The 16,165-nt window shown below is 63.4% G+C and carries 9 protein-coding genes and 1 tRNA gene; 8 read left to right on the forward strand and 2 right to left on the reverse strand.

Annotated features, from left to right (window positions below; genetic code table 11):
• Positions 1-74: 74 nt before the first annotated feature.
• Both AC5E6W_RS11735 and AC5E6W_RS11740 read left to right on the forward strand, forming a co-directional pair.
• Positions 75-254 carry an Rcat domain-containing protein gene (locus tag AC5E6W_RS11735; protein WP_491752475.1) on the forward strand — a complete coding sequence of 60 codons (180 nt, stop codon included), beginning with the start codon at positions 75-77 and terminating at the stop codon, positions 252-254.
• Between the two features lie 295 nt (positions 255-549).
• Positions 550-1,479 carry a dimethylarginine dimethylaminohydrolase family protein gene (locus AC5E6W_RS11740; RefSeq protein ID WP_491752476.1) on the forward strand — a complete coding sequence of 310 codons (930 nt, stop codon included), beginning with the start codon at positions 550-552 and terminating at the stop codon, positions 1,477-1,479.
• Positions 1,480-1,661: 182 nt separating this feature from the next.
• On the opposite strand, the gene AC5E6W_RS11745 is transcribed toward AC5E6W_RS11740, so the two are convergent.
• Positions 1,662-2,234: a septal ring lytic transglycosylase RlpA family protein gene (locus tag AC5E6W_RS11745; protein ID WP_491752477.1), complete on the reverse strand. Its 573-nt coding sequence runs from the start codon at positions 2,232-2,234 to the stop codon at positions 1,662-1,664.
• A gap of 154 nt (positions 2,235-2,388) precedes the next feature.
• On the opposite strand from AC5E6W_RS11745, the gene thiD reads away from it, so the two are divergent.
• Together thiD and thiS are read left to right on the forward strand one after the other, a co-directional pair.
• Positions 2,389-3,363 carry a bifunctional hydroxymethylpyrimidine kinase/phosphomethylpyrimidine kinase gene (thiD, locus tag AC5E6W_RS11750; RefSeq protein WP_491752478.1) on the forward strand — a complete coding sequence of 325 codons (975 nt, stop codon included), beginning with the start codon at positions 2,389-2,391 and terminating at the stop codon, positions 3,361-3,363.
• A gap of 211 nt (positions 3,364-3,574) precedes the next feature.
• Positions 3,575-3,796, forward strand: coding sequence for a sulfur carrier protein ThiS (gene thiS, locus AC5E6W_RS11755; protein WP_491752479.1), 222 nt, complete (start codon positions 3,575-3,577; stop codon positions 3,794-3,796).
• A 71-nt stretch (positions 3,797-3,867) separates the two neighbouring features.
• Here thiS and AC5E6W_RS11760 read toward each other — a convergent pair whose 3' ends face one another.
• Positions 3,868-5,073 (reverse strand): glycosyltransferase family 4 protein, encoded by a 1,206-nt coding sequence (locus tag AC5E6W_RS11760; RefSeq protein WP_491752480.1) that lies wholly within the window; start codon positions 5,071-5,073, stop codon positions 3,868-3,870.
• A gap of 230 nt (positions 5,074-5,303) precedes the next feature.
• Between AC5E6W_RS11760 and AC5E6W_RS11765 the strand changes: the two genes are divergently transcribed.
• The 4 genes from AC5E6W_RS11765 to AC5E6W_RS11780 all read left to right on the forward strand — a co-directional run bounded on the left by AC5E6W_RS11765 (position 5,304) and on the right by AC5E6W_RS11780 (position 15,948).
• A tRNA-Ser gene (locus AC5E6W_RS11765) sits at positions 5,304-5,391 on the forward strand.
• 290 nt (positions 5,392-5,681) lie between these two features.
• Complete coding sequence (locus tag AC5E6W_RS11770) at positions 5,682-9,137, forward strand: TonB-dependent receptor (RefSeq protein ID WP_491752504.1); 3,456 nt, start codon at positions 5,682-5,684, stop codon at positions 9,135-9,137.
• 395 nt (positions 9,138-9,532) lie between these two features.
• Entirely contained in the window at positions 9,533-12,622 is a 3,090-nt protein-coding gene (locus tag AC5E6W_RS11775) for a WD40/YVTN/BNR-like repeat-containing protein (protein ID WP_491752481.1), read from the forward strand.
• Between the two features lie 155 nt (positions 12,623-12,777).
• A complete protein-coding gene (locus AC5E6W_RS11780; protein WP_491752482.1) occupies positions 12,778-15,948 on the forward strand; it encodes a WD40/YVTN/BNR-like repeat-containing protein in 3,171 nt (1,056 codons plus the stop codon).
• Positions 15,949-16,165: the final 217 nt, after the last annotated feature.

Below are 16,165 nucleotides of genomic sequence, written 5' to 3' on the forward strand. Positions count from 1 at the left end.
CGGACGTCCCCTGCGCCCAGCATCAACGTCGGCGCAACGGCCGCAAGCCAACTTTCTGTTCGAGGAGATCTACCATGGCGAAGATTGCCAAGACCGGTGACCGCAACAAGGTCATGGATACCCAGAAGAGCACCGACTGCCCGAAGTGCTCCAAGCCCACCCGCATCGTCAAGCGCGTCAAGGACCGCGAGCGCGGCGTCCCCGGCGGCGTTTACATCTCCTGCTCCGCCTGCGACTTCTTCGAGAAGCTCTAAGCATTCAGCGAGCTTTCCCGCGAGGACGATCCTCTCTGGATCCCCCGCAGAAACTCCCAGGCAACCCGATTTGCTGTTGAAAATTGCCCATGAAAAGTCCGCCTTAACGGCGGACTTTTTTACTTAAGAGGGCGTCGAATGGAGGTGCCCGGGAATGGGCCAGGGAGGTGTCGGGTGTAGCACCTTTGTTTCGAGATGTGACTTGACGATCGTCACCTCCCGGTAGCAGACTCCCTCTCGGCTTACAAGAGTCGAACGAGCCCGCGGCAACCACCGCACAGGAAGTACAGGAACCATGGCAACGAGCATCACCGTATCCTCCCCCGTAGCTGAAGTCTTCGCCTCCACCCCCATCTACACCCGGCCCACCTTCCTGATGTGTCCGCCCGAGTGGTACGGCGTCGACTACGTCATCAACCCCTGGATGGCGGGCAATCTCCACCGCAGCTCCCGCGATCTCGCCTTCGCCCAATGGAAGGGAATCCACAATGTTCTCCGCGGCGTCGCAGACGTGCGCCTGCTCCACCCCGAACCCGGCTGCCCCGACATGGTCTTCCTCGGTCACGGTGCGCTGGTCAACCACGGCGTCGCCGCCATCTCCAGCTTCCACCACGCCGAGCGCCGCGCCGAGACCACCTTCCTTCGCCGCTGGCTCGTCAGCCAGGGCTTCCTGCTCTGGGAGACCCCTCGCAACACCGCCTTCGAAGGCGAAGGCGACGTCACCTTTGACGACGACGGCCGCAACCTCTGGGCTGCCCACGGCGTGCGCACCGCCCGCGCCGCGCACGCCCACATCGGCAACGCCTGGCACCTCAACGTGCGCTCACTCCACCTCGTGGACCCGCGCTTCTTCCACCTCGATACCTGCTTCACCCCGCTCTTCGGCGGCTTCGTCATGTACTACCCCGGAGCCTTCGACAAGGCCTCCCTCGCCCTCATCGAAAGTGTCTACCCCGCCGACAAGCGCATCCTCGTCGCCGAGGCCGACGCCGCCCGCATGGCCTGCTGCGCGCTCAACATTGGCCGCGCCGTCTTCACGGGGGAGCTCAGCCAGGAACTAGCCATGCGCCTGTTCGACGCCGGTTTCGACGTCGTCCAGCTCGAACTCTCCGAGTTCATCAAAGGCGGCGGCGGTCCCAAATCCCTCGCTCTCCGCCTCAGCGATCTCCCCGTCACCCACGGTCTCCTCGCCAAACCGCATCCCGAGCCAGGGCTCGTGGCCTGACCCAAACGACATAGCGCCGGAGGAAACTCCGGTCTATCGAGAGGCGGACGCTCCGTGCGTCCGCCATTTTTTGCGCCTCGATTGCCGACTTCCGCCCAAAAGCAAAGGACCCCGCTCGCGGCGGGGCCCTTCTATTCAATTGTCCTATTCAATTGTGAGACTCGAGCCTCGATCCGTTGCAGCTAGCGATCCGCCACACCGACCAGACGGCCCCCACCCACACCCGGCATGCCGGGGAACAGGGAAGGTGCACCATCCTTCATCAGCGAAGCGACCAGTTCCGGATCGTTCGGAGTGACGCGTTCGAGGCGAACCTTGGCCGTTCCGCCGATCCCAAGCTTGCGGGCCGCAGCCCAGCTCAGGTCGATAATGCGGTTGTCCGGCACCGGACCGCGATCGTTCACGCGAACAAAGGCCACCTTGCGGTTGCCCAGGTTCGTCACGCGCACCCAGCTGCCCATCGGCAGCGAACGGTGCGCACAGGTAAGCGCATTCATATCGAACTTCTCTCCACCCGCTGTGCGGTGCCCCTGGAACTTCTTGCCGTACCAGGAAGCCTTGCCTGTTTCTAACCAGGAGTGCTTGCCGCTGTGCGGCTTGGCATTCAGCTTGTCGGCGGTCGTGCCAGGCTGCGGACTAGCAGCCAGGATCGTCGCCGTCAGGCTCAGAGAGAAGGCCAGCAAGCTGGCCGTCGAACGTATGCGAGCCTTGCGCGCCGGCATTACTCCGCCTGTCTGCAGGTTCTTTTCGTTCATGTATCTATTGTCCCGAGCTTCTTAGGCTTAAGTCAAACAAGATAAAGGTGTTTATCTTGCCCAAAATATTGCATTCCGGGCCCGGTTATGATAGGAAAAGAGTATCCGTAAAAACATCTCGGATCCCCAACCTGCGAGTCCCACTTCCTATCCTTTGAGTGCTGAACCTCCGCATCGCGTCGCCCGGCCGGACAACATTTTTGTTGCCCCCGAAGGTGCTCGCGATGGTTCTTCATCGGTCCCGCCCTCTGAAAGCGCCCCTTTCGTCTGCAATTCGGACGCTTCCGACACCTCGGACGATCCAGACGCTCCCCGCAGCCCCCCGCCGATAGCCTGGAGCATCGCCGGCCACGATCCCTCCTCCGGCGCCGGCTTCACCGCCGACCAGCTCACCTTCGCCGCCCACGGCCTCTTCGCTGCCACCGTAGCCACCGCGCTCACCGCTCAATCTACCCTCGGCGTCGTCGCGGTCGAGGTCATTCGCCCCGAATTCCTCCGCCTCACCCTCGAAACCCTGCTCGCCGATCTCCCGCCCGCAGGCGTCAAGATCGGCATGCTCGGCTCGCTCGAAGCCGCCCAGGTCGTGGCAGAGTTCCTCTCCCATCTTCGGCCCGCAGAATCCTCCGCGCAGCCGGTTCCTATCGTCCTCGACCCCGTCCTGATCTCGAGCTCCGGCCACAGCCTCCTACCCCCGGAAGCGATCCAACATCTCCACGAGCACCTTCTCCCGCAGGTCGCCTTCATCACTCCCAACTACGCCGAGCTTGCCGTCCTCACCGGAATGCCAGTGGCCTCCGCCGTCGAGGCAAGGGAAGCGGGAGACGCTCTAGGCCGCCGCCATCCACAGCTCGGCATCATCGTCACCGGCGGCGATCGCGACCAGCCGACCGATCTTCTGCGCCTGCCCAACGGAACCTGGACCGGCTTTCCCGGCGAACACATCGAGTCCACCTCGACCCACGGCACGGGCTGCGCTTTCTCCTCAGCCCTCCTCGCAAACCTCGTTCTCGGACAAGCTCCAGCCCCCGCTGTAGCCACCGCAAAGCTCTTCGTCCGCGAGGGGATTCGCCACGCGCAGGGAATCGGCCACGGCAAGGGGCCGTTGGACCTCCTCTGGCCGCTGAAATAGATCAGAGCGTTCACGAAGAGTCAAGAAATTTCAGCGGGAGAGCGTGAACCAACCGAGTAAACAGGAGCGGCCTCATCCTCATGTTTTATCTCAGCAATACCGTGGAAAATACTGATGCTATAAGGTATCCACATGCTGTCAGACAGGATGCCCGTTACATGTCGGCTGGCTGAATAAGGCTTCCTTCCTGCATTCCTAGTAAGCTGAACCTATGGCCCTGGCATTACAAATCAACGGGGAACCCCGCACCTTGGAAGCGCTCACCGCGCCAGTCACGCTGGAAATGGTCGTTGAGGAACTAGGTCTCCACGTCGGCCGAGTCGCCGTCGAGCTGAATGGCGAGATCGCACCTCGCTCCACCTGGCCGAGAAGACCCGTCGCAGATCAGGACAAGCTGGAAGTAGTGCATTTCGTGGGCGGCGGATCGCATTGAAATGGAAGGACATAGGTTCATGGCGCAGCGGGCAGGGATTTGCTCCCCACCGAAGATACGTCCGATAACGCTCAGCCCCGAGCCGTTATCAGGTCCTTGAGGAGCATCTCCCAGCGGTCGCCATACTCCGTCCAACCCCTAATCGCTCTCACTCGTTCCAGGGACGCAACCCGCATTCGTTCCCACAACGACCGGTCGCTTGCCAACGCCTCCAGCCGGTCCTGGATCGCCCGGGCGTCGCGAACCGGCACAATGAACCCTTCGACACCGTTGGTGAACAGGTCTTCGCCTCCCGTGGCGATCGAGCAGATCACAGGGCAGCCACACGCCATCGCCTGCGCCTGAACCAGGGCCAGCCCCTCCTCGATCGAGGGCAGCACCAGGACATGGCTGCGGCGCATCAGCTCGGCCAGCTCCGGCTGCGAAACCGCTCCCAGGAATTCCACCCCGCGCGTCGGGAGTCTTCGCAGCACGTCGCGGATGTCCGCTTGGATCGGCCCGGCGATACGCAGCTTCTTACCCGGATGATCGAAGCGCGCGAATGCCTCCAGCAGGTAGGGCACGCCTTTACGCAAGCCCACAGAGCCTGCAAACAACACCGCAAACTCATCGGGTAACGGGCCCTCGGCCGGCGTCTCGGCCGGCCTGAAAGCATCCAGCCGCACCCCATAGGGGATCACATGGAGTTTCTCCGCTGGCACTCCCATGCCCACAAAGCTCCGGGCAGCCATCGACGATGGCACCGTGATCGCGTCGGCCGCAGCATAGATCGCTTCCTCGCGCAGGGTGTCACGCTCGTCGCTCGGGCTCAGCTGCACTCCCCAACGCGTAAACTCCTCGGCGACGACATACCCCTGGTAGCGCTGATGCGTCGACCCACGGTCGCAGATGAAGACGCCGCCCGCCTCCTGCACCCGCAATCCCGTCCGCAGGCTCGAGCCCGAGATCCCGATCAGGGCATCGAGGCTCACCCCACCTTCCAGCAGACGTTCTACCTTGCGATCCGTCCATTGGTCGAAGGCCAGCGCGTTCCGGTACCCGAGCTCGTCGGACAGCCAGCGGAGGTTCAGGCCGAACCTGGAGCTCATCCGGCCGACCATCAGCTCAGGCAGGTGCAGCCACGGAAAGATCTCGACGCGGTTGGCCGGAAGACCTTCTCGCTGAAGTCGATACCACGGAAATGTTGAATAGATGCGTTCAAGGTGCCCACGACGGTCGAGTTCTCGGGCCAGGTCGAAGTGATGAAACACTCCGAAGACCGTCTGTACGATGCGCATGAGCGATAGGGGGGAGGACCAGCTTCAGCCTCGAAAGCGAGTCTATCAAAGGAAACGTCTCCAACAGATGCACCGCAATGCAGGCGACGGGCGGCGGAGGATGGGTATACAGAATATCTGTTATCGGACATAGACGTTGCAATGGATCTCCTCCGCAGATCTAGCCAGCTTCCGTGAAGAACCCTCAAGCCACTGTGGTACCTTCATAGAGTTGCTTCCGCGACGCGCGCGGAGAGATGGCCGAGTGGCTGAAGGCGCACGCTTGGAAAGCGTGTATACCGCAAGGTATCCAGGGTTCGAATCCCTGTCTCTCCGCCATCAATCTCAAATCCCCGAAACAATCCAAAACCAAGGCAGGCCGACCGCCGGCCCTCGGAAGTTCCTTGCGTCCTGGACGCCGCCGCAGTCAAGGCAGAGTTCCAACGAAGTGACTCGAATCACCACCCCTCCCTGCAAAGAATCGATATAACCCCTATAGCGGACTAGATCAGTCCGATATGGAGTTCAGACGTCCCATGCCCTCGCCCGTTCTAGATGCTTGCCCCGCCCCCTGGCCTTTCAGTTCCGGCAGCGCCAGGAGGCTGAGCTTCTTTTTTCTCCTCTTCTCAATGCTCTCCGTGGCTGCTTCCAGCCACGCTGCGACGGGCGGCATCCTCACAGGAACGGTCTCCGACCCCAGCGGAGCTGTCATCCCGGGAGCCTCGATCATCCTCGAGAGCACCGAGCAGCATGCGATCTTCCGTGCTTCGGCCGACGCCCACGGCTTCTACAGCTTCCCCAATCTTCCGGTTGGCCGCTACGACCTGACCGTGACTGCCGACACCTTTGCCGCGATCAAGAGGCCCAATCTCTCCATCGACGCCGACGCCGCCATCCAGCTCGACCTTACCCTCACTCTCGGCGCCCAGGCCGATGCGGTCACCGTCACCGCCAACGATAGCGCTCAGATCGATCTAACCTCCACCCACCTCGGCCAGGTCATCTCCAGCCGCGAGATGACGGGCCTGCCCCTCAACGGCCGCAGCTACACCGACCTCCTCGCCCTCCAGCCCGGCGTCGCGCCTATCTCCACGCTCCTCCCCAGCTCCGTCATCATGGCCGGCGTCACCGGCAGTCTCGACCCCTCCGGCGACCTCAATCCCGGCAATCTCTCCATCAACGGTCAGCGCGAATCCTCGAACGGCTTCCTCGTCAACGGCATCGACGTCCAGGAGCACATGAACGGCGGAACCTCGGTCATCCCCAACCTCGACTCCATCGACGAGTTCCGCGTCCTCACCAACAGCTTCGACCCCGAATATGGCAACTACAACGGCGGCATCGTCACCGTCATCACCCGCTCCGGCAGCAACCACCTCCACGGTTCCGCCTTCGAGTTCTTCCGCAATACCGCCCTCGACGCCCGCGGCTACTTCGATCCCACCCGCTCCGCCTTCGAGCAAAACCAATTCGGCGGAACCCTCGGTGGCCCCATCCTCCCCAATCGCCTCTTCCTCTTCGGCGACTACCAGGGAACCCGCACCACCCAGGGCATCTCCACCGGCTCCATCACGGTCCCAACCCTCGCCCAGCGCTCCGGCTCCTTCGACGACCTCACCGGCTTCGTCAGCGGCCCCTACCTCGCTTCCCTCCTTACCAGCAAGCTCGGCTATACCGTCACCAACGGTGAGCCCTACAGCAGCGTCTTCCCCTCCGGAGCAATCCCCCAGGCCGCTTGGTCCACTCCTGGCCAGAACCTGTTTCAGTACATCCCCAAGCCCAACATCAGCAGCAACCAGTTCTCCACCTCGGACTACGCCCAGACCGTCCGCGACGACAAAGGCTCCCTCCGCGCCGACGCCAACACCCGCCTCGGCCAGCTCTCCGGCTACTACTTCGTCGACGACTACCGCCTCGACAATCCCTATCCCGGTGCCGTCGGCGGAGCCAGCATCCCCGGCTTCGACGCCCTCTTCATCGGCCGCGCCCAGGTCTTTGCCTTCGGTGCCACCACCGTCCTTGGAGCCAGCACCGTCAACGAACTCCATCTAGGCTTCCTGCGCAACGCGAACATCATTGGCCAACCCAAAGGTGGCCTAGGAGTTAGCCTGGCCTCACAGGGCTTCGTCACCGGCGCCAACACCCCCGGCATCGTCGCCCAGGCGCCTCAGTTCGAAGGCGTCGAGACCATCGACTTTCCCAGCTTCACCATGGGAGTTCCGCTCAGCAACGAGACCCAGGTCAACAACACCATCTATGCCAGCGACGGCATCTCCCGCGTCTTCGGTTCGCACACCGTCAAGGTCGGCGGTCAGATCCACTACGACCAGGTCAACGAGCATCCCAACGGCATCTTCAACGGCACCTTCAACATCAATGGCACCGAGACCGGCAATCCCTTCGCCGACTTCCTCCTCGGTGTCCCCAGCAGCTATCAGCAATCGTCCGGCCCGCAGTTTTATCTCCGCAACCGCTACATGGGCTTCTATGGCCAGGACAGCTGGCATGCCCGTCCCAACCTCACCATCAACGCCGGCCTCCGTTGGGACATCATCATGCCCTTCTGGGAGAAGTACAACCAGATCGGCACCTACATCGCCGGCCAGCAGTCCACGCTCTTTCCCGGAGCTCCCACTGGTGTCGTCGTCGCCGGCGATCCCGGAGTTCCCAGCACCATCGCACCCACGCACTACACCGACTTCGCTCCACGCCTCGGCTTCGCCTACGCTCCCAGCTTCGATCGCGGCTTCGGGCATCTACTCTTCGGAACCACCGGCCAGAGCAGCCTTCGCGCCAGCTTCGGCCTCTTCCATACCCAGTTTCCCGGCCTCGACGCCGGCATCATGTACGCGGTGCCACCCTACGGATACACCTACATCAGCCCCGGCCCACCCCTCCTCGCAACACCCTTCGTCACCGCCGCCACCGGCGTCAACCAGGGACAGCGCTTCCCGTTCAACTTCCCGCCCCACAATGTCTCTCGCACCAACCCCGACACCGCGGTCGACTGGTCCAGCGTCCTACCCTTCCAGTCCGATCCATTCTTCAACGTGAAGAACCGGTCTCCTTACCTCGAGAACTACATGTTCTCGTTCCAGCGCCAGATCCACACCAGCACACTCCTCACGGTCAGCTACGTCGGCAATCAAGCGCACCGCATCCCCACCGTGCTCTCCGTCAACCCCGGTGATCCCGCTCTCTGCCTCTCCCTCTCCCAGTGCGGTCCTTTCGGCGAGGACAACAACTACACCGCCGCAGACGGCAGCACCGTCTACGGCACCCGCATCGGACAGAACAGCGGCGGCCTGGAGACCAACGGCGGCGAGACCTTCGGCGAGAACACCTCCGTCGGCACCATCGCCAGCTCCAACTACAACGCCCTGGAGTCCACCCTGCGCTATCATCACGGCGCAACGCAGTTCCTGCTCAGCTACGCCTACGCCAAATCCATCGACCAGGGCTCCAACATCGGCGAGCAACTCAACCCCATCGACCATCGCCAGAGCCGAACCCTCTCCGCCTGGGACCAGAAGCACACCTTCGTCGCCAGCTACAGCGCAGAACTGCCTCTGCCCAGCCTCCTCCACGCCTCCAACCTCTGGACCCGCGGCTGGAGCGTCTCCGGAGCCACCCGCTTTGCCACCGGCTTCCCCGTCACCCTCACCGATAATTCCGACAACTCGCTCCTCGGTACGCTAGGTAACGGCGTCAACAACTACCTCGTCGACACGCCCCGCTTCCTCGCCGGCCAACCGCTCGGCATCAATCACAACGGCCGCAATGGCCTCTCCGCCTTCAACACCGCGACCTTCCCCGAAGAGATCCTCGGCCAGCTAGGCAACGCCAAGCGCCGCATGTTCTACGGTCCCGGGATCGACAACTTCGACGTCACCCTTCAGAAGTCCCTCCGTCTCCACGACGAGCAGGCCCTCGACCTGCGCATGGAAGCCTTCAACCTCTTCAACCATGCCCAGTTCTACGGCCCCGCCTCCGTCGACGGGCAGGTCGAGGACGCCAACTACGGCCACATCGTCAGCGCCGCCGCTCCCCGCCTCATCCAGCTAGTCGCCAAGTTCCGCTTCTAAGAATCAGGTGGCCCATCCTTTGCGGCTTCATCGCAAAAGGTGGGGTATCGTTTGCGCCAGCAAACGACCCGCTCTTTGATTGCTGCTGCTGCGACACCGGCCCGTAGCTCCCCGTTCGTATACCGATACACCAACTACGACAATCGGTAGTAGCTCTATCTTCCGAGCCCGCCGCTGGTATATGGTATGGGTGTTTCCGCATCATTCTGCAGCGCACGGCTCCCATTGGGGCCATGTCCCATTTCGTTGCGCCGATTCACCCTCTTTCCGGGTGACGCGGCGCGCGGTGCTGTTTCCATCCACGCAAGAGTTGCGTACTCGGCGGAGGGGCCTTGTTCGGTTCGAAGCTCGTTTCGAAATCGCTGTCTGGTGTTTGTCTCGTTGGATCCCTGAGCTTGATCGCCGTGCAGGCTATTCCTGCCGCCAGCGCGCAAGCACATGATTCCCAGCAGTACGATCCGCAGCTCTGGTCTGCGCTCAAGTACCGCAACATCGGTCCCATCCGCGGAGGCCGCGTCACCGCCGTCACCGGAGTCGCCTCCCAGCCCTACGTCTACTACATGGGCTCCACCGGCGGCGGCGTCTGGAAGACCACCAACGCCGGCCACACCTGGACCAACATCTCCGACGGCTTCTTCGCCGTCGCCTCCATCGGCGCGATGGAAGTTGCCCCGTCGAACCCCAACATCATCTACGTCGGCACCGGCTCTTCCAAGATCCGCTCGAACGTCTCCGTCGGCCGCGGCATGTACAAGTCCACCGACGCCGGCAAGACCTGGGAATTCCTCGGCCTTCCTGACACCGGCCAGATCGCCACCGTCCGCATCGACCCCGCGAACCCCGACATCGTCTACGTCGCCGCCCAGGGCGATCCCTTCAAGGCCAATCCGGAACGCGGAATCTACAAGACCATCGACGGCGGCAAGACCTGGAAGCTGATGCTGCACGTCTCCGACACCGCCGGAGCCGCGGATGTCGAGATCCAGCCCGGCCACCCCAACGTCGTCTTCGCCTGCATCTGGCACGCCCTCCGCAAGCCCTGGACCATCATCTCCGGTGCCGAAGAAGGCGGCATCTACAAGTCCACGGACGGCGGCGCCAACTGGACCAAGCTCGGAGGCGGCCTTCCCACCGGTCTCATCGGCCGCTCTAACGTTGCGATTTCAGACGCCGCCCCCAATCGCATCTACGCGCTCATCGAAGCCAAGCCCGGCCAGGGCTTCTATCGCTCCGACGACGGCGGAGCCAGCTGGACCCTCGTCAACCACTCCACAGAAATCACCACCCGCCCCTTCTACTACGACACCCTCGGCGTCGATCCCACCAACGCCGACGTCATCTGGCTCGGCGACGAGACCTGGTTCAAGTCCTCCGACGCGGGCAAAACCTTCCAGCGCATGCCCATCCCGCACGGCGACAACCACGACGTCTGGATCAACCCGAAGAACTCGCAGTACATGGTGCAGGCCGACGACGGCGGAGCCACCGTCTCGATCGACGGCGGCAAGACCTGGACCCCGCAGAACAACCAGCCCACCGCGGAGATCTACCAGGTAGCCGTCGACAATCAGTATCCCTATCGCGTCTACGGCGCGCAGCAGGACAACACCGCCGTCATCGTACCCAGCCTGCCCATCGGCAGCGCGCAGGACTTCCGCGACGGCCCCGGCTGCGAAACCGGCCCCATCATGCCCGACACCACCGACCCCAACATCGTCTACGGTGGCTGCAAGGGCCAGTTCACGCGCCAGAACATCAACACCCACAACGAAGAGCGCTACTGGATCGGCGCCGAGTCCCTCTACGGCAACGCCGGCAGCGATCTCATGTATCGCTTCCAGCGCGTCGCTCCGATGGAGACCTCGCCCAACGTGCCGCACGAGGAGTACTACGGCGGCCAGTTTCTCTTCCGCACCCGCGATGGTGGCGTGACCTGGGACAAGATCAGCCCCGATCTCACCGCGCATCCCGCTGGAACCCAGGGAGCCAGCGGTGAACCCATTACCCGCGATGCCACCGGCGAGGAGATCTACTCCACCATCTACTCCATCCGCGAGAGCCCGAAGATGAAGGGCCTCATCTGGGTCGGCTCCAACGATGGCGTCGTTTCGGTCACGAAGGACGACGGCAAGACCTGGGCCAACGTCACGCCTGCGGGTCTTCCCGCCGGCTGCCGCGTCCAGAACATGGAGCCCAGCCCCCACACCGCTGCCAAGGCCTACGCCGCGATCTACTGCTACCTCAACGGCGGCGATTACTCGCCCTATATCTACCGCACCGACGACTTCGGCAAGTCTTGGGCGAAGCTGACGGACGGCACCAACGGCATCCCGAAGGACTCTCCGACCCGCGTCGTCCGAGAAGATCCGGATCGTGCCGGCCTGCTCTACGCTGGCACGGAGTTCGGCATGTTCATCTCCTTCGACAACGGCGGCCACTGGCAGAGCTTCCAGCTCAACCTGCCCATCACCCCGGTGACCGACATCAAGGTCACGCACAAGGACCTGCAGGTCGCCACGCAGGGACGTTCGTTCTACATCCTGGACGACATTACTCCCCTGCACCAGCTGAAGGCCGCAAGCTCCTCCGCGCCGATCCTCTTCAAGCCGAAGGAAGCCGTCCGCACCGTGCAGCAGGGCGGCGGAGGCGACGCCATCGAGCGCGCAGTCCCTTCCCCCACCTACCCGCGTCCCGGCGCGCTCATCGACTACTACCTGCCCAAGGATGCTGACGGTGATATCACACTCGAACTCCTCGACAGCACCGGCAAGCACATCAAAACCTTCTCCAGCGCCGAGCCGCCCAAGGCTCCGCCCGCTGAAGAAGGTGATGACGACGGCGGACCGCGCCGTCGTCAGGCGCCCTTGCGTCTCGATAAGTCCGCTGGCATGCACCGCTTCACCTGGGATCTCCGCTACCCCGGCTTCTGGACCAGCGTCACGACACCGGAAGGTGGTCAGGGCCCGATGGCCGTCCCCGGCACCTACCAGGTCAAGCTCACCGTCGGCGGCACAACTCAGACCCAGAGCTTCACGTTGATCGAAGACCCGCGCATCACGGCCGACGGCGTCACCACCGCTGACCTCCGCGAGCAGTTTGAGCACAACCTCAAGGCCCGCGATCTCGTCTCCGAGGCGAACAAGACCGTAGCCCGCATCCGCACCGCCCGCGTCAAGCTAGCCTCCGATCCCGCAAAGCTCGCCAAGCTGAACGAGGTCGCCTCGCACGTCATCACGCCCACCATCCGCTACTCCAAACCCGAGTTGCAGACCCACATCACGTACCTCTACAGCATGACCAATGCCACCGACCAGAAGATCGGTCACGACGCGGTCGAACGCTACGACGTGCTGAAGAAGCTGCTGGTCCAGCGCAATCAGGAGCTCATGGCGATCCTCGGCACGGACTACGCCGACCTAGGCCGCCCCGGCTTCCCCGGCGACGTCACCGCGAAGCCCGGCGATGACGACGACGACAACAACTAAACAGCTGTCATTCTGAGCGAAGCAGGCCGCAACGTACGTTGCGGCCTGCGAAGTCGAAGAACCCCGACGGCGCCCGATCCACCTATACCGCGCGCCCCTTTCTCACACGAGACCCGAGGCCCCGCCCTACTAGACTCACCCGCACTGGAGGATTCATGAAGCGCGCTTCCCTTGCCCTGCTCTTGCCATTGACCCTGCTCGGAATCTCGCCCATCACCGCGACCGCCCAGCGCCCCCGAGGCGGAGCCTCCGAAGGCGCCCAATCCTGGCGCAACATCGGCCCCGACCGCGGCGGCCGCTCACTCGCCATCTCCGGCTGCACCGCCCGCCCGCTGGAGTACTATTTCGGCGCGGTCGGCGGTGGCCTCTGGAAGACCGTGGACGGCGGCATCGTCTGGAAGCCCGTCACCGATCAGAAGATCAAGAGCTCATCCGTGGGCGCCGTCACCGTGGCACCCTCGAACCCCGACATCGTTTACGTCGCCATGGGTGAGTCCGAGCTGCGCGGCAACGTCATGCAGGGCGACGGTGTCTACAAAACCACCGACGGCGGCAAGACCTGGGCCCACATGGGCCTCGAGAACACCCAGGCCATCTCGCGCATCCGCGTCGACGCAAAGAACCCCGACCTCGTCTACGCTGCCGTCCTCGGCCACCCCTACGGCCCCAGCCCCGACCGTGGCATCTTCAAGTCCATCGACGGCGGCAAGACCTGGAAAAAGATCCTCTACGAGAACGATCACTCCGGAGCCGAAGATCTCTCCATCGATCCGAAGAACCCCAGCATCATGTTCGCCACCATCTGGGACGTGCAGCGCACCCCCTGGTCGCTCTCCTCAGGTGGCCCCGGCAGCAAGCTCTACAAGTCCACCGACGCCGGCGAGACCTGGAAAGACATCACCCGCAACCCCGGCCTGCCTTCCGGTGTAGACGGCAAGATCGGCGTGACCATCTCCGCTGACTCCAACCGCGTTTACGCCATCGTCGAGAACGCCGAAGGCGGCCTCTACCGCTCCGAAGACGCTGGCGCCACCTGGGCCAAGATCTCCGAAGATCACAACATCCGCCAGCGCGCCTTCTACTACTCGCGCATCACCGCCGACCCGGTCAACAAGGACGTCCTCTACGCCACCAACGTCCGCTTCTACCGCTCGTCCGACGCAGGCAAGACCTGGAAGCCCATCCAGCAGCCCCATGGCGACAACCACGATCTCTGGATTGACCCCGCCAACCCCAAGCGTATGGCCGAAGCCAACGACGGCGGCGGCACAGTCTCCGTCGACTACGGCGAGACGTGGACGCCCGAGCGCTACCCCACCGCCCAGCTCTACCACGTAGCCACCACCATCGACATTCCCTACCAGGTCTGCGGCGCGCAGCAGGACAACACCACCATCTGCGTCGCGAGCAAAGGCGGCGGCAACTTCCACAACCCCATGGAGCCTCAGGGCGAGTGGATGTACGCCGTAGGCGGCGGCGAGAGCGGTTACATTGCTCCCGACCCCAAGGACGCCAACATCTTCTTCGCCGGCAGCCAGGGCGCGATGCTCACCCGCTACGACCGTCGCGACGGCCAGGAGAAGGACATCCAGCCTTACCCCTTCTTCTTCTCCGGACAGCCCGCCTCGTCCATGAAGGAGCGCTGGCAGTGGACCTTCCCCATCGTCTTCGATCCCCTCAACCCGAACACGATGTACGTCTCCTCGCAGCACATCTTCAAGACCACCAACGCCGGTAAGAGCTGGGACATCATCTCCCCAGACCTCACGCTCGCCGACCCCAAAACCCTCGGCGACTCAGGCGGTCCCATCACCCATGACCAGAACGGCCCCGAGATCTACGCCACCGTCTTCAGCATCGCGCCCTCGCGGCTGGAGGAAGGCACCATCTGGTCCGGCTCCGACGACGGCCTCGTCTTCCTCACCCGCGACGGCGGCAAGAACTGGAACAACATCACCCCGCCCGACCTCCCGCATTACAGCCGCATCGGCATGATCGACGCCTCGTGGCAGAAGCCTGGCACCGCCTACCTCGCCGCGAACCGTTACCAGATGGACGACTTCGCGCCGTACCTCTTCAAGACCGACGACTACGGCAAGCACTGGACGAAGATCGTCACCGGCATCCCCGCCACCGACTTCCTCCGCGTCGTCCGCGAAGACCGCGTCCGTCCCGGCCTGCTCTTTGCCGGTACCGAGCACTCCATCTACGTCTCCGACGACGCCGGCGCGCACTGGCGCTCGCTCGCCTACAACCTTCCCGACACCCAGGTCTCGGATATCGTCGTCGAGAAGGACGACCTCGTCATCGCCACCCACGGCCGTTCCTTCTACATCATGGATGACATCGACTGGCTCCGGCAGCAGTCTCCCGAGACCGAGAAGAAGGCCGCGTACCTCTTCCAGCCTCGTCCCGCCGTCCGCAACGTGGACGACGGTTACATCGACTACTATCTCGCCAAGCCGGCAGCGAAGGTCACCATCGAGATCCTCGACGCCGACAAGAAGGTCATCGGAACCTTCGTCAGCGAAGACCCCGCCAAGAAGAAGCCCGAAGGCGAAGATGCCGGAGGTGGTGGCCGCAACTTCGGTCCCAAGGCCCCAACCAGCAAGGCTGGCATCAACCGCTTTACCTGGAACCTCCGCTACCCCGGCGCGTTCGAGTTCCCCGGCATGATCCTCTGGGGCGGCAGCGCCAAGATGGGCCCCGAAGCTCTGCCTGGCAAGTATGAAGTCCGCCTCATCGCCGACGGTGTCACCGAGACCCGCCCGCTCGAAGTCAAGGCCGATCCTCGCCTCGACATCCCTCAGAGCGACCTGCAGAAGCAGTTCGATCTCGCCATGAAGATCAACGGCGAACTCTCCCAGGCCAACATCATCGTCGCCAAGATCCGCGGCATCCGCTCCGAGTACGAGGCCCGTCTCAAGGCCACACCCGCGCTCAAGGACGACGCCCAGCTCAAAGCCGCCGCCGATCCCTTCCTCGCCCAGCTCAAGACCCTTGAGGAGACGATCTACCAGACCAAGAACGCCTCGGATCAGGACCCGCTCAACTTCCCGATCCGCCTCAACAACTACATCGCCGCCCTCGGCCGCAGCGTCATGTCCGGCGACGGCGCCCCCACCGCGCAGGCTTATGTCATCGACCAGGAACTCTCCGCGCGTCTCGCCGACCAGCGGAAGGACTTCGACGATGCCGTGAAGACCGGCCTTCCGCCCCTCAACAAGGCGCTCGAAGCCAAACACAGCAAACCCATCGAGGTCGTCACTCCGATCTCCAGCGCCTCCACCAACGACGCTGGCGACACCGAAGACGACAACGAATAGCCACCCCAGCCCCGGACCAACCGTCCGGGGCTCATTCATGCAGCTCCAACGATGTGTCATTTCGACCGAAGCGGACAGCTTCATCGTCCGCGCAGTGGAGAAGCCTGCTGTCGCAGTCGAACCCCAGAACCCGCCACTGCGTCATCTCCGAATACGGCTTCAAGGGCCAATGGCCCGACCACATACTAGCCTGGGCCGAAGGCCCAGGTGGCCAGGC

Source organism: Bryocella sp. (assembly GCF_058498515.1).